General features: G+C 59.7%; 14 protein-coding genes. 4 read left to right on the plus strand and 10 right to left on the minus strand.

What is annotated here, in order from left to right; translation table 11 throughout:
* Positions 1-47: 47 nt before the first annotated feature.
* From PF1751_RS22505 to PF1751_RS22550, 10 genes are all read right to left on the minus strand, one after another.
* Positions 48-275, minus strand: a complete 228-nt coding sequence (locus tag PF1751_RS22505) for a hypothetical protein (protein ID WP_010208018.1) — start codon at positions 273-275, stop codon at positions 48-50.
* Positions 272-991, minus strand: a complete 720-nt coding sequence (locus tag PF1751_RS22510; RefSeq protein WP_010208016.1) for a lipopolysaccharide kinase InaA family protein — start codon at positions 989-991, stop codon at positions 272-274. The genes PF1751_RS22505 and PF1751_RS22510 overlap by 4 nt, the downstream gene beginning before the upstream one ends.
* A gap of 4 nt (positions 992-995) precedes the next feature.
* Positions 996-1,676 carry a class I SAM-dependent methyltransferase gene (locus PF1751_RS22515; protein ID WP_010208014.1) on the minus strand — a complete coding sequence of 227 codons (681 nt, stop codon included), beginning with the start codon at positions 1,674-1,676 and terminating at the stop codon, positions 996-998.
* Positions 1,677-1,866: 190 nt separating this feature from the next.
* Positions 1,867-3,147: a sensor histidine kinase gene (locus PF1751_RS22520; RefSeq protein WP_010208012.1), complete on the minus strand. Its 1,281-nt coding sequence runs from the start codon at positions 3,145-3,147 to the stop codon at positions 1,867-1,869.
* A complete protein-coding gene (colR, locus tag PF1751_RS22525) occupies positions 3,137-3,820 on the minus strand; it encodes a two-component system response regulator ColR (protein ID WP_003175870.1) in 684 nt (227 codons plus the stop codon). The genes PF1751_RS22520 and colR overlap by 11 nt, the downstream gene beginning before the upstream one ends.
* A gap of 361 nt (positions 3,821-4,181) precedes the next feature.
* A complete protein-coding gene (gene groL / locus PF1751_RS22530) occupies positions 4,182-5,828 on the minus strand; it encodes a chaperonin GroEL (RefSeq protein ID WP_010208010.1) in 1,647 nt (548 codons plus the stop codon).
* Between the two features lie 50 nt (positions 5,829-5,878).
* Positions 5,879-6,175 (minus strand): co-chaperone GroES, encoded by a 297-nt coding sequence (locus PF1751_RS22535; protein ID WP_003175874.1) that lies wholly within the window; start codon positions 6,173-6,175, stop codon positions 5,879-5,881.
* Between the two features lie 246 nt (positions 6,176-6,421).
* The gene (locus PF1751_RS22540) at positions 6,422-6,898 is read right to left on the minus strand and encodes an FxsA family protein (protein ID WP_016975517.1); all 477 of its coding nucleotides are present in this window, start codon (positions 6,896-6,898) and stop codon (positions 6,422-6,424) included.
* Between the two features lie 66 nt (positions 6,899-6,964).
* A complete protein-coding gene (locus tag PF1751_RS22545; RefSeq protein WP_021491206.1) occupies positions 6,965-7,696 on the minus strand; it encodes a HugZ family pyridoxamine 5'-phosphate oxidase in 732 nt (243 codons plus the stop codon).
* A gap of 106 nt (positions 7,697-7,802) precedes the next feature.
* Positions 7,803-8,810, minus strand: a complete 1,008-nt coding sequence (locus tag PF1751_RS22550) for a DUF481 domain-containing protein (protein ID WP_010208003.1) — start codon at positions 8,808-8,810, stop codon at positions 7,803-7,805.
* 201 nt (positions 8,811-9,011) lie between these two features.
* Here PF1751_RS22550 and PF1751_RS22555 point away from each other — a divergent pair, with 201 nt between their 5' ends.
* The 4 genes from PF1751_RS22555 (at position 9,012) to PF1751_RS22570 (ending at position 13,776) form a co-directional block, all read left to right on the plus strand.
* Positions 9,012-9,326 carry an MGMT family protein gene (locus tag PF1751_RS22555; protein ID WP_042571218.1) on the plus strand — a complete coding sequence of 105 codons (315 nt, stop codon included), beginning with the start codon at positions 9,012-9,014 and terminating at the stop codon, positions 9,324-9,326.
* A 43-nt stretch (positions 9,327-9,369) separates the two neighbouring features.
* Positions 9,370-10,902, plus strand: a complete 1,533-nt coding sequence (locus PF1751_RS22560) for an AmpG family muropeptide MFS transporter (protein WP_010208001.1) — start codon at positions 9,370-9,372, stop codon at positions 10,900-10,902.
* Between the two features lie 184 nt (positions 10,903-11,086).
* A complete protein-coding gene (locus PF1751_RS22565; protein ID WP_010208000.1) occupies positions 11,087-12,802 on the plus strand; it encodes a proline--tRNA ligase in 1,716 nt (571 codons plus the stop codon).
* Between the two features lie 20 nt (positions 12,803-12,822).
* Positions 12,823-13,776 carry a hypothetical protein gene (locus PF1751_RS22570; protein ID WP_010207999.1) on the plus strand — a complete coding sequence of 318 codons (954 nt, stop codon included), beginning with the start codon at positions 12,823-12,825 and terminating at the stop codon, positions 13,774-13,776.
* Positions 13,777-13,804: the final 28 nt, after the last annotated feature.

A 13,804-nucleotide genomic window follows, 5' to 3' on the forward strand; every position in this document is an offset into this window, starting at 1 on the left:
AAAAGGGCCTCGCATCGCAAGGCCCTTTTCTGGGGGTTTGAATCGTTTCAACTCTGTGGCCTCATCCCTTGAGACATGCCGAACATGAACAGCAACAACTCATGATCAGGCTTGGCCGCCGTGCTCGCCTTGGCGACGCGCGGCAACAGGCATTGCGCGCCACCCTGCGTTGCACTGAGCACCTGTGTGCGAGGCTGTTCCCAGGCCGCCAGCGCCAAGGCTGCAACGCCCAACGCCCCGACCAGGAAAAAACCTCGTGCTATTTCTAGCTTCATCTGGTTAAACCCTTGATAGCGCTGCCAAACGCCGTCTCGTAAAAGTAGCTGAGTTTCTTCCAGTCGGTATCGTTCCACGACGAATGGCGGCGCAGTTGCAGCATGTCATGGGAAGCGGCCCGATAAGCGGTCAAGCGCTGGCGGCATTTTTCGAAATCCAACAATGCCACTTCGACGTTGGCCGAATCGCCTGCGCCCGTCACCCGCACGAAAATATGCTTGATGTACAGGCAGCCATGCTGCCAACGGCCCTTGTGCATACGCGCAAGCGTGCCAGCCAGTTCCTTGAGCACACGCTCATGCACCACCTCGCCGTACTGCTCACGACCACCCGCGGCGTACCAGTTTTCAATTTCGTCGAAGCCTTCGAGGGCTGCGGTCACCAACAGGGCCTTCCAGCCGTGCTCGGGGTCGCGGCGCGCCTCACAAAAGACCATTTCCGGCACGCGTACATCCAACAGGCGCAGGCCCTTGATCGCATCCCGCTCACGCAACACGGTGGGACGGCCAAACGGGTGCAGCCAACTGCGGTAGATATGCCCGGTCTGGCGCTTGCTGTAGAGCAGGCGGCCATTGGTGCTCATCACGCGTTGTACGCCACTTTCACCGCCACGCCGACGGTTGGGCTCCTCGACCCACTCACCCTGCTGACGCCAGAAATAATCGAATCGTTCTTCGGGCGCTACATGACTGCCTGCTACGCACTCAACTGCCATCCTGTTACCTCTTGCGCAATACATACACTCGCCACATGGCGTACAGCGGTATGAAGTCCAGGGATTCCTGGACCCGAAAACCGGCCTCCTCAAATTCTGCTTCAACAGTAGCAGCCGGTAACACAAACCGGTTTTGGTAACCGTCCTGCTCACCCTTCTTGCGACGTTTCACTTCGGCGCGCTTGCGCTTCCAGGCCTTGAAATTGCCGTCTACCCACAGCGAAAGGATCACGCTGTCACGCGTAACACGCTGAAACTCCCGCAGTATCGCCAACCGATGCGCGGGATCACCAATGTGGTGCATCAGGCGCATACAGAAAATACTGTCGACAGCGTTATCTGGCAGATCAATATCAAAGGCAGATGTCTGCAAAGGCCGTACCCGTTTCACGACGTCAGCGGGCTGAGCGACCGTTGCGACCTTCAACATGGAGGCCGAATTGTCCGCGCCGATGATCACGCGATTGGGTTTTTCCGCCAACAGTGGCCAGAAACGCCCCGCACCGCACGGCAGGTCCAACACCAGCCCCGGCTCGCCAGCCATCGCCAACGCGCCACGGGCCAACTGCTCGTCGCGTTTGTGTGACAGCCGACGGGCCAGATTGTCCTGATGTTTGAGCAAATAATTCTGGGCGTGCTCGTCGTCGTACTTTTCGGAAAATTCGAGCTTGATCGGGTTAGACATCAACGGATCTCCAGTGACTGATGCCTACAACCTTAAGCACCGAACTGTGATCAACAGGTCAACCCGTTGTGAAAAACTTGTCCTGTCCAATCCCATACATTTCAAGACTTTACAGATACAAGCAATAGCATGGGGCCATCTTCGCCGATTTACCGGGATGTCTGGCAGGATAACGGCAGGGGGGGTGGAGTCAGGCGTTGACCTGACTCAATTGCACATGAAAGCGGCAACCGTTGGGCTCCATGGTGCTGAGGCTCACGGTCCAGCCCTGGTTTTCGCAGATGCGCTGCACCAGCGACAACCCCAGGCCCAGGCCTTCTCCGCGCTTCTCGCTGCCGCGTACAAACGGCTCGAACATCGCTTCACGCTTGTCTTCGGGAATGCCGACCCCGCTGTCTTCCACTACAAAGCCCGCGGGCTCCAGAGTCAGACGGATAAACCCTTTCTCGGTGTAATGCAGGGCGTTGCGCAGCAGGTTGCCCATGACGGCGTGCAGGAAGGTAGTGTTATAGCGCGTATCCAGGGGATGACCGGGTTGGTAGATCAGCTCCAGGCCTTTTTGCTCGATGGGCTCGCGCCAGATGCCGAGCAGATCCTCCGCCACCTGCCCAAGGCTCACCTGCAGCGACATGGCCGATTCATCGTGCTGGGCACGGGCCAGCATCAGGAAGGTCTGCACCAGTTCGCGCATTTCTTCGCAGGCCCTGGCGATACGCAGCACCTGGTTACGCCCACGCTGATCGATGGCCGGGTTTTCCAACAGCAGTTCGCAGGAGCTGGCCAGCACCATCAACGGCGTGCGCAATTCGTGGCTGACATCACTCGTGAACAACTGCTCGCGGGACAATGCCTGACGCAGACGCCCCAGGGTGGCATCGAAAGCTACCGCCAGCTCCCCCACTTCGTCGGCCGCGTAGTCCGGCGCCAGCGGCGGTGCCAGGCCCAGCAGTTGGTCACGGTGACGCACCTGGCGGGCCAGGCGCACGACCGGCGCCATCACTTTGCGCGCCAATACCCAACCCAGGAATACTGCCAGCGCCAGGCTGAGTACGAAGCCCACCAGCACCACGGCAAACAGCACGCGCTCGCGCTCTTCGAAATCGCTTTGGTCTTGCAGCAACACGTAGCGCCGGCCGTCGACCACTTCGACCATGGCGTGGTACGACAGCGCTTCGCGGAACACCTCATGGAACCCGGGTTCAAGGTGGCGTAAATCCTTAGGCAACTCGAAGTCGCCAGGGCCACCGCTGAAGTAGAACAGCTGATCCGGCTCGGGCCGGTGCCGCCAGTCTTCGACCGTGTCCATCAACAACAAGCGTTGCAGGTCACCGCCCAGGCCCGCCGAGATCAGCTTCTCTTCCACTAGGTGCACCGTCGCGACGATACCCATGGCGAAGGCCCCCGCCACCAACGCACTCATCAAGGCAAAGGCGATGATGATCCGTTGGGCAAGGCTTTGCTTAAACTCCATCACGACCCTCGGCCAGGCGATAACCCACGCCGTGCACCGTTTGCAGCAACGGCTTGGCGAACGGCTTATCGATCACTTGGCGCAATTGGTGAACGTGGCTGCGCAGGCTGTCACTGTCCGGGCAGTCATCGCCCCACAGGGCTTCTTCGAGGATTTCGCGGCGCAGCACGTGCGGGCTCTTCTGCATCAGCACCGCCAGCAGTTTCAGGCCGACCGGGTTGAGCTTGAGCAGGCGCCCTTCGCGGGTCACTTCCAGGGTATCGAGGTCGTAGCTCAAGTCGCCTACCTGCAAGGCGCGGCGCCCGCCCCCCTGGGCACGGCGCAATACGGCCTCGATACGCGCGGCCAGTTCCGACAGGGCAAACGGCTTGAGCAGGTAGTCATCGGCGCCGGACTTGAAGCCCTGCAACCGGTCATCCAGCTGGTCGCGGGCAGTGAGCATGATCACTGGCGTGTCGCGGCGCGCATCTTCACGCAGGCGTTTGCACAGGGTGTAGCCATCGATGCCGGGCAGCATGATGTCGAGCACAATCAGGTCGTAATGCTCGGTCGCGGCCAGGTGCAGCCCCGACAAACCGTCCTGCGCACAGTCCACGGTATAACCTTTTAGCCCCAGGTAATCAGCCAGGTTGGCCAGAATATCGCGGTTGTCTTCAACCAATAGAATTCGCATGGGCAGTGTCTCCGTACGCGGTAACGGCCGTGTTGGCTCGCGCAGCTTAAGGCCAAGTGTGGCTCAGGGATAGAGCTGAAAGGCACGCAGATATAGGTTTTCAACTGATTGTAGTGTTGAACGAGATTTTCACTATAGCTTCACAAGCTGACTACAGTGTCGGGGCGAAAATCGCCGCGAACAGGTCTGCCTGGGCCTGTATCGTCTGCTGCTCTATCGTCCCTCAAAAAGGTTGAGGCGCAGGCGATAAGCACCTAGGCAGGCAAACGTGCTCAGCCACCGGCGCTTTCCACGCACACATAAAAAAGCCCCGCTTGCATCACTGCAAGCGGGGCTTTTTCAGTACAGGGGTAAGGCTGGCTTACATCATGCCGCCCATGCCACCCATGCCGCCCATGTCTGGCATACCGCCGCCAGCCGAGCCTTCAGCCTTAGGCTTGTCAGCGATAGCCGCTTCGGTGGTCAGGATCAGGCCACCGATGGAGGCTGCGGCTTGCAGCGCGGAACGAGTCACCTTGGTAGGGTCCAGGATGCCCATTTCGATCATGTCGCCATACACGCCAGTCGCAGCGTTGTAACCGTAGTTACCTTTGCCGTTCTTGACTTCGTTGACCACAACGCTTGGCTCGTCGCCGGAGTTGGCAGCGATCTGGCGCAGCGGCGCTTCAACAGCACGACGCAGCACAGCGATACCGACGTTCTGGTCAGCGTTATCGCCGGCCAGGTTGGTCAGGGCTTCCAGCGCACGGATCAGCGCAACGCCACCGCCAGGTACCACGCCTTCTTCAACGGCTGCGCGGGTAGCGTGCAGGGCGTCTTCAACGCGGGCTTTCTTCTCTTTCATTTCTACTTCGGAACCAGCGCCAACCTTGATCACTGCTACGCCGCCGGACAGCTTGGCCAGACGCTCTTGCAGTTTTTCACGGTCGTAGTCGGACGAAGTTTCGGCAACCTGGGCACGGATCTGAGTGATGCGAGCCTGGATGTCCTGCTCAACGCCAGCACCGTCAACGATGATGGTGTTTTCTTTGGAGATGGTCACGCGCTTGGCACTGCCCAGGTTTTCCAGGGTAGCGCTTTCCAGGCTCAGGCCGATCTCTTCGGAGATAACGGTACCGCCGGTCAGGACGGCGATGTCCTGCAGCATGGCCTTGCGACGGTCGCCGAAGCCTGGAGCCTTGACGGCTGCGACTTTGACGATGCCACGCATGTTGTTCACAACCAGAGTGGCCAGGGCTTCGCCTTCAACGTCTTCGGAAACGATCAGCAGTGGGCGGCCGGCTTTGGCAACGGCTTCCAGCACTGGCAGCATTTCGCGGATGTTGGAGATCTTTTTGTCGACCAGCAGGATCAGCGGGTTGTCCAGCTCGGCAACCATGGTTTCTGGCTTGTTGACGAAGTACGGGGACAGGTAGCCACGGTCGAACTGCATGCCTTCTACAACCGACAGTTCGTTTTCCAGGCCAGTGCCTTCTTCAACGGTGATCACGCCTTCTTTACCGACTTTTTCCATGGCTTCAGCGATGATGTCGCCGATGGAGCTGTCGGAGTTGGCGGAGATGGTGCCTACCTGAGCGATAGCCTTGGTGTCAGCGCATGGCTTGGACAGGTTTTTCAGCTCGGCGACGATGGCGATGGTCGCCTTGTCGATGCCGCGCTTCAGATCCATCGGGTTCATGCCGGCAGCGACGGCTTTGTAGCCTTCGTTGACGATCGCCTGGGCCAGGACGGTAGCGGTGGTGGTGCCGTCGCCTGCGTCATCGTTGGCACGGGAGGCAACGTCTTTGACCAGCTGCGCGCCCATGTTTTCGAAACGGTCTTCCAGTTCGATTTCTTTTGCTACGGAAACGCCGTCCTTGGTGATGGTCGGAGCGCCGAAGCTTTTCTCGATGATCACGTTACGGCCTTTCGGGCCCAGGGTCGCTTTTACTGCGTCAGCCAGGATGTTGACACCAGTGAGCATTTTCTTGCGGGCGGAATCGCCGAATTTAACTTCTTTAGCAGCCATGATCGATATTCCTTAAATACTGTGTAGTAACGGGAAAATGAGCGGGAAAATCAGTCTTCCAGAACAGCGAGAATCTCGTTCTCAGCCATAACCAGCAGGTCTTCGCCGTCGACTTTCACCGTGTTGCTGCCGGAGTAAGGGCCGAATACAACCTTGTCACCGACTTTAACGGCCAGCGCACGCACATCACCGTTTTCCAGGGTCTTGCCTGGGCCCGCAGCGACGATCACACCGTGGTTGGCTTTTTCAGCAGCCGAACCTGGCAGAACGATACCGCCAGCGGTTTTCTTTTCTTCTTCGCTGCGACGGATTACGACGCGGTCGTGCAGAGGACGAAGCTTGCTCATTGTCGATCTCTCCTAATTGTGTTTTTCATCGGCCGGTGTCTGTACCGGCGGGTTGTATTCCGGCAGTGCCGGTCGCGCCTCGCCAAGCAAGACGCGGAAGTCTGTCTGGTGTCGCCACCAGAAACCTTGCGGTGACCGTTACATAAGGGCGCATAAGCTGATTACAAGGGGCCGGGGATGAAATTTTTTGCGCGTGCCGGCCCGTAAATGCAACACGGCACCCGAAGGTGCCGTGCCGTGAAACGGTTATTTGCTGTCGCGGTGTTCGAACTCGCCTTCGATCACATCACCTTCACGCCCCAACGGCTGGCGCGGGGCCGGGCCGCCACGGGGTTGCAGGTCGTCGGCGAACGCACGCTGGCGAATCGCGGCTTCCTCGGCGCGCTGGCGCATCTTGCCGGCCAGCAACTTGCGGGTGAACGGCAGCAACATCACCAGGCCGACTACGTCGCTGATGAAACCCGGCAGGATCAACAAGCCGCCAGCCAGGGCCATCATCAGGCCTTCCAGCATGGTCTGGGCGGGCAGTTCGCCACGGTTCAGGCTTTCACGGGCACGCAGCGCGGTGGCCAGGCCAGCGACGCGCAGCACCAGAACGCCGAGCATGGAGCCTAGAATGATCAGCAACAGGGCCGGAAAAAACCCGATCGCACTGCTGACTTGAACGAATACGAACAGCTCCAACACCGGGAACAGCAGAAAGAGCAATAAAAAAGGGCGCATCAAATGGTTCCTCAACGCAAGAATGCCTTGCCAGTCCACCTTAGATGACGTCGCCATTTCGTGAATTCAAGCGTCGGCTGTGGCTTTTTTCGGCCAGACCTCGGCGTGGGCCAATGAAACCAGGGCTTCGCGTACTTGTGTCGGCGTATTGCAAGACTCCGCAAACGGCAACCAATATAAGGATTGGCCTATACGCAAGTGCATGCCTTCGCTGTCGATACCGGCCAACTGTGCAGGCTCGGAGGTCGGCAAACCGACCAGGTCGACGTAATGGGCAATGGCCTTGGTGTGATCGCTGTTCATGTGTTCGATCATGCTGCGTTCGGCTTTGCCCGCAAACGGGTTGGCCAGGGTCAACTGGTCGACCCAGTGAATCGCGCCAAAACCGCCGATGTAACGGTGACGTACGGGCTTGAGCACCCAGAAATCGAAGTCGTGGGCCTTGTGATAGTTGGCTGACTCGGGGAAGTAGCGGTAATAACGCTCGGCCGCCGCCTCAATGGCAGCGCCCTCCTCTAGTTTTTCGGCTTCAGCCAGGTAGGTCAGGCGCCCGACGGCTTGCACGTCATCCGCTTCGCGCTCACCCACCAGCAGCGAGCACTTGGGATCTTTCTGCAGGTTGTGGGTGTGCTGGGCAATGCGGCTGATCAGGATCAGCGGGCGGCCCAGCTCATCCAGGCAATAGGGCACGACCGAGCCGAAAGGAAAGCCGGGCATGGCCTTGGACAGTGTGGAGAGAGCCCCACGGTATTCCTTGAGCAACAGCTCTCGGGCGTTCTTGGCAACCTGTGCGCTCAACGTATGACTCCTCGGATAATCAGCCGCCCATGGCATATGGGAATGGATCTCAACGCAAGGTAATCATTATCGGCAAAGGTTGCCAAGCAGGTTTTTTTCGCCCGTGTTACCAGGCCACGCCGAAGCCTGCGGTGTAGCGGGTTTTGCTCAGGCTGCTGTCGGAATCGCCACTGATGATGTCGCGCTCGGCCTTGAGGTTGAGCGACGCCCACTCGGTGACTTTGTAGCGCAGGCCCATTTCTGCATCCAGCGAGTATTCCGCCGGACCGCCGATGGGCTTGCCCACTTCGCCGTTGGTGAAGAATTCGACGGTCTTGCCCACCAGGTAGCGGTTGTAGTTCCACTTCATGGCCAGGGAATAGAAGTTGTCCTTGCCGCCGTCGGCGTATTCATAGTCGGTGCGGTTGACCAGCGAGCCCAGGGAGAAGGCACCCAGCTCATCGTCCCAGAACTGATAGCCCGGGCCCGTGCCGACGGTGCGCTGGCGGGACAGGTCTTCAACCTTGTCGCGCTTGTAGGTCAGGCGACCCTGCCAGAACCAATGCTCGGTCAGGAAGCGGTCGAGGTCGTATTCCAAAGCCCAATTGTCAGTGGTGGTGACATCGTCCTGGAATTCGCGGTTGTACTCGCCCTCTCCGGTATGGCGCCATTGGCCGTGGCGGGCGGTGGTCTTGAAGTCGATGTCGTAGTCGTTGGTGTCTTTGTCGGCGCGCTTGTAGTCCAGCGCCATGTCCACATTACCCTTCCACACCAGATCCTCGACCACCGGCTTGGGCTTGATGATTTGCTGGATGCTGGCCAGTTCGACGGTCTTGGGCGCTTCGCCGTTGGCCAGCACCACCTTGCCGTCATCCGCCGCTTTCAGGGACTTGGCTTTCTCGCCGGTGTAGGCGTCCTGTTTGACCAGCAACTCCTGGTCGCTTTCCAGGGTCTTGACCTGTTTCCAGTCCACAGGGATGGCGCCTGCGTAGTCGGTTTGGATCAGCAGCTTGCCACCGTCGAAGACCTTGATCTTGCCGGTCAGGCGGTCACCGTTCTTCAACCAGACAGTATCGGCCAGCAAGGGCGTGGAGGCGCTGAAAACAGCGAGGCACAGCAGGGTTCTGGACAACATAAGCAGATTCGAGGCTCGGGCTTGGCGAAAAAAGGGCATTATCGTGTTAGATAAGTTCTTAGCAAGGACTGACTCAAGTATCTGGGTTCAGTTCAATGCTCATCGTCATGGTTACAGACGTTTCTTACAAAAATGCCGACGATTTCAACGGACAGCCTCACAGTGAATCAATCTGCCGAATCCCCCCAAAGCCCCGCCGAAATGCGCCGTACCGCGCTGTACCTGACCCTGGCCCAAGTGCCCGCAGGCTGCGTGGTGAGTTACGGCGAGCTGGCCCACCTGGCCGGTCTCGGTCGTGCGGCACGCTGGGTCGGCCGCACCCTGAGCCAGCTTCCCGAAGACACCAAGCTGCCCTGGCACCGCGTGTTGGGTGCCGGTGGTCGGATAAGTCTGCCGGTGGGCAGTGTCTCGGGTGACGAGCAACGCGCGCGTTTACGCGATGAAGGCGTTACGGTCCGCAACAATCGCGTGGATATTCAGCGCCATGGCTGGCGCCCGGTAGAGCACAGCGGTTAGAGTGCGCGCTTTGTTTCCGCAAATCTGAGGCAGACTCCAGCCCATGCCCCGTAAAACCTGGCGCGCCGCGCTCGCTGCCTATGCCAGCCCCTCGACGTTGGTCCTGTTGTTGCTCGGCTTTGCCGCCGGCCTGCCTTACATGTTGGTGTTCTCGACGCTTTCAGTGTGGTTGCGTGAAGCCGGTGTGGCGCGCGAGACCATCGGCTATGCGAGTCTGATCGGTTTGGCGTATGCCTTTAAGTGGGTATGGTCACCGCTGCTCGACCAATGGCGCCTGCCGTTGCTCGGCAAGCTCGGGCGCCGCCGTTCCTGGCTGGTGCTGGCCCAGTCGCTGGTGATTCTCGGCTTGATCGGCATGGGTTTTTGCGACCCGCAGAAGCATTTGTCTTGGCTGATCGCTATCGCTGTCATCGTCGCCTTTGCGTCCGCTACCCAGGACATCGCGGTCGACGCCTATCGCCTGGAAATCGCCGACGACAGCCGCCAGGCTGCGTTGGCCGCCAGCTACATGTCCGGTTATCGCATCGCCGCCCTGCTGGCCACGGCGGGCGCACTGTTTTTTGCCGAGGGTTTCGGCTCCACCGGTTTCAACTATAAACACTCGGCCTGGACCGGCACCTATGTGCTGTTCGGCGTGTTAATGGTCCCGGCGCTGCTGACCACCCTGTTCATGCGCGAACCCAATGTGCCACTGCGCACTCAACTGCAAGCCGGGCGCTACAGCTTCGCGCACCAACTGGTGTCCGTCTTTGTGCTGATCGTGTTGCTGGTGTCGGTACCGGCCATGTTCACCCAACTGTTCAACACCGATTTCGAAAGTGTGCTGTTCCAGGGCGTCAGCCTGTGGGACTTGTTGATGGAAGACCGCGCGTTCCTGCGCGCCATCCTCTATATCACCCTCACCTCCTTGTGCCTCTCGGCCATGGGTCGCCGTGGCCTGGCGCCGGTGCTGACGCCGGTCAACGACTTCATCCTGCGTTACCGCTGGCAGGCGCTACTGCTGCTTGGGCTGATCGCCACGTATCGCATGTCGGACACGGTGATGGGCGTGATGGCCAACGTGTTTTACATCGACCAGGGCTTCACCAAGGACCAGATCGCCGGGGTCAGCAAGATCTTCGGCTTGATCATGACCTTGCTCGGCGCCGGCATGGGCGGCTTGCTGATCGTGCGCTTCGGCATCCTGCCGATCCTGTTCATCGGCGGTGTGGCCTCGGCCGGTACCAACCTGCTGTTCGTGATGCTCGCCGACATGGGCCCGGACCTGCAGATGCTGATTTTCACCATTTCCCTGGACAACTTCAGCTCAGGGCTGGCGACCTCGGCATTCGTGGCCTACCTGTCGAGCCTGACCAACCTGAAGTTCTCCGCGACCCAATATGCCCTGCTCAGCTCGATCATGCTGTTGCTGCCGCGCCTGATCGGCGGCTATTCGGGGGTGATGGTGGAGAAGTTCGGCTATCACAATTTCTTCCTGATCACCTGCATGCTGGGTGTGCCGACGCTGGTGCTGATTGCGCTGCATTGGTTTCAGGAAAATCGGCGGGCGAAGTTGGCCCCCAAGACAGAAGACTGACCTGTAGGAGCGGGCTTGCCCGCGAATGCAGTGTGTCAGTCGCAGGATAGGTGGACTGATCCTGCGCATTCGCGAGCAAGCCCGCTCCCACAGACCCCTCTGCATTCTGATGCCTGTACTCCAGAAGCCGGCGCCCGTACAATCCAGAGTCATTTCAAGTCCAAGCAACCGACAACGGCCTACCATGCGTACCAGTCAATATTTGCTCGCCACACAGAAAGAAACGCCTTCCGACGCGGTCGTGATCAGCCACCAGCTGATGCTGCGTGCCGGCATGATCCGCAAACTGGCCTCCGGCCTGTACACCTGGCTGCCCATGGGCTTGAAGGTGATGCGCAAAGTCGAAGCCATCGTTCGTGAAGAAATGAACGCTGCCGGCTCTCTGGAAGTGTTGATGCCGAGCACCCAACCGGCTGAACTGTGGCAGGAATCCGGGCGCTGGGAAGAGTACGGCCCTGAGTTGCTGCGCTTCAAGGACCGTCATGGCCGCGATTTCTGCGCCGGCCCGACCCACGAAGAAGTGATCACCGACCTGATGCGCAACGAGCTGAGCAGCTACAAGCAACTGCCGCTGAACCTGTATCAGATCCAGACCAAATTCCGTGACGAAATCCGCCCACGCTTCGGTTTGATGCGCGGCCGCGAATTCATCATGAAGGATGCGTATTCGTTCCACGCCGACCAGGCGTCGCTGCAGGCCACCTATGACCGCATGCACACTGCCTACTGCAACGTGTTCACGCGCCTGGGCCTGAAGTTCCGCCCGGTTGAAGCGGACAACGGTTCCATCGGCGGTGCCGGCTCCCATGAGTTCCATGTGCTGGCCGAGTCCGGCGAAGACGATATCGTCTTCAGCAACGGTTCCGACTACGCGGCGAACATCGAGAAAGCCGAAGCGGTGCCGCGGGAAACCTCCCGCCCTGCGCCGACTGAAGAACTGCGCCTGGTGGACACGCCAGAGACCAAGACCATCGCGGCCCTGGTGGAAAAATTCAATCTGCCGATTGAAAAGACCATCAAGACCCTGATCGTGCGCGCCGAGGAAGAAGGCAAGCTGATCGCCCTGGTGATCCGTGGCGACCACGAACTCAACGAAATCAAGGCTGCCCAGCAACCTGGCGTGGCCAGCCCGCTGGTCATGGCCACCGACGCCGAACTGCGCGACGCCATTGGCGCCGGTGCCGGTTCGCTCGGCCCACTGAACCTGCCGCTGCCGATCATCATCGACCGTTCGGTCGAGCTGATGAGCGACTTCGGTATCGGTGCCAACATCGACGACAAGCACTACTTCGGCGTGAACTGGGAGCGTGACCTGCCCGTTCCGACCGTGGCCGACCTGCGTAACGTGGTCGCCGGTGACCCAAGCCCGGATGGCAAGGGCACCCTGGAAATCAAGCGCGGCATCGAAGTCGGGCACATCTTCCAGCTGGGCAACAAGTACAGCAAGGCGATGAAGTGCGAAGTGCTGGGCGAGAACGGCAAGCCGATCACCCTGGAAATGGGTTGCTACGGCATTGGCGTATCGCGCGTGGTTGCGGCTGCCATCGAGCAGAACAACGACGACAAAGGCATCATCTGGAGTGACGCCCTGGCGCCGTTCCAGGTCGCCCTGGTACCGCTGCGCTATGAAACCGAGCAAGTACGCGAAGCCACCGACAAGCTGTACGCCGAACTGACGGCTGCTGGTTTTGAAGTGCTGCTGGATGACCGGGACAAGAAAACCAGCCCGGGCATCAAGTTCGCCGACATGGAACTGATTGGCATCCCGCACCGGATCGTGGTCAGTGACCGCGGCCTGGCCGATGGCAATCTGGAATACAAGAGCCGGACCGAAGCCGAAGCCCAACCGTTGCCGGTGGCTGACGTGCTGTCTTTCCTTCAGGCGCGTATTCGTCGCTGAAAACCAGATCAAGAGAAGTCATGTTCAAGCGAAACACCAGAGCCCTGGGGGGCGCCGCCTTGTGCGGCGCCCTGCTGGTCAGCGGCTGCGCCAACCAAATGTCGCAACGCAGTGAGCACGAGGAGCGGGTCGAGCGTAAGTTGCTCGATCACAGCCTGCAGATCGATGTAGGCGAGCCCAAAGTGCTGGAGCTGCCGCAACGCCGGGTACGGATTCACGAACAGAAGACCTTCGAGGTCACCGAGTTCGAAGTCACCCGTCGTTACGACCGCTACACCCCCTACCAACCCTGGCGCAAACTCTATGAGATGCCTTTGGGTGCCGTAGCCCTGGTGGCCGGCGCGGGCGCCAATGTGGTGAACGTATTCGCCCTTGGCAACCTGCCGACCAGCGTGACGCGCGACTGGCTGACCTATGGCGTGGACGGCCTCAATCCGTTCATGAACGTGCAGTCCCACGGCCGTGCGCAACAGAACCTGGCGGGTATCGATGAAGTCCAGCGCGACAAGCGTGTGGAGTATTCGAGCCTGCCCTGGAGCGAACGACCGGTGCAAGTCACTGCCGGCAAGCAAGTCCATGAGCTGACCACCGACCGTAACGGCGTCTTGCGCCTGAACCTGTTGGACAGCCCGTTTGCCGAGCAAGACCTGAACCGCATCACCACGCTGAAGATCAGCGTGGAAGACGGCCAGGACGACGTGCATTCGGATTCCACGCTGGCTGTCAGCAGCACCTTGCGCAACAAGCTGCTGGAAGCCCACGGCCTGATCTACGACGACTTGGAAGACGACGAAGTCAGCCAGTGGGTACATCGGGTCAAACGCTTGTCTGAACTGGGCCTGGAAGAAGAAGCCAGCGAACTGGAACAAAGCCTGATCGAACTGACCCGCAATGATCCCGAGTTGCAGCAGGAATTCCTGCAGGCGCTGACCAAGGATGCGGGGCGTCTCGTTGCCGATCCAGGCGCTCGCTAGGGCCTCAAGAATGTTATAGATCAACATG

It is taken from the genome of Pseudomonas simiae, assembly GCF_000934565.1.
Classification (GTDB): domain Bacteria; phylum Pseudomonadota; class Gammaproteobacteria; order Pseudomonadales; family Pseudomonadaceae; genus Aquipseudomonas; species Aquipseudomonas simiae.

What these genes read in the sequence shown, in the direction of transcription:
- PF1751_RS22505 (WP_010208018.1), bottom strand. Translation starts at nt 275, where the DNA reads ATGAAGCTAGAAATAGCACGAGGTTTTTTCCTGGTCGGGGCGTTGGGC.
- PF1751_RS22510 (WP_010208016.1), bottom strand. Translation starts at nt 991, where the DNA reads ATGGCAGTTGAGTGCGTAGCAGGCAGTCATGTAGCGCCCGAAGAACGA.
- PF1751_RS22515 (WP_010208014.1), bottom strand. Translation starts at nt 1,676, where the DNA reads ATGTCTAACCCGATCAAGCTCGAATTTTCCGAAAAGTACGACGACGAG.
- PF1751_RS22520 (WP_010208012.1), bottom strand. Translation starts at nt 3,147, where the DNA reads ATGGAGTTTAAGCAAAGCCTTGCCCAACGGATCATCATCGCCTTTGCC.
- colR (WP_003175870.1), bottom strand. Translation starts at nt 3,820, where the DNA reads ATGCGAATTCTATTGGTTGAAGACAACCGCGATATTCTGGCCAACCTG.
- groL (WP_010208010.1), bottom strand. Translation starts at nt 5,828, where the DNA reads ATGGCTGCTAAAGAAGTTAAATTCGGCGATTCCGCCCGCAAGAAAATG.
- PF1751_RS22535 (WP_003175874.1), bottom strand. Translation starts at nt 6,175, where the DNA reads ATGAGCAAGCTTCGTCCTCTGCACGACCGCGTCGTAATCCGTCGCAGC.
- PF1751_RS22540 (WP_016975517.1), bottom strand. Translation starts at nt 6,898, where the DNA reads ATGCGCCCTTTTTTATTGCTCTTTCTGCTGTTCCCGGTGTTGGAGCTG.
- PF1751_RS22550 (WP_010208003.1), bottom strand. Translation starts at nt 8,810, where the DNA reads ATGTTGTCCAGAACCCTGCTGTGCCTCGCTGTTTTCAGCGCCTCCACG.
- PF1751_RS22555 (WP_042571218.1), top strand. Translation starts at nt 9,012, where the DNA reads ATGCGCCGTACCGCGCTGTACCTGACCCTGGCCCAAGTGCCCGCAGGC.
- PF1751_RS22560 (WP_010208001.1), top strand. Translation starts at nt 9,370, where the DNA reads ATGCCCCGTAAAACCTGGCGCGCCGCGCTCGCTGCCTATGCCAGCCCC.
- PF1751_RS22565 (WP_010208000.1), top strand. Translation starts at nt 11,087, where the DNA reads ATGCGTACCAGTCAATATTTGCTCGCCACACAGAAAGAAACGCCTTCC.
- PF1751_RS22570 (WP_010207999.1), top strand. Translation starts at nt 12,823, where the DNA reads ATGTTCAAGCGAAACACCAGAGCCCTGGGGGGCGCCGCCTTGTGCGGC.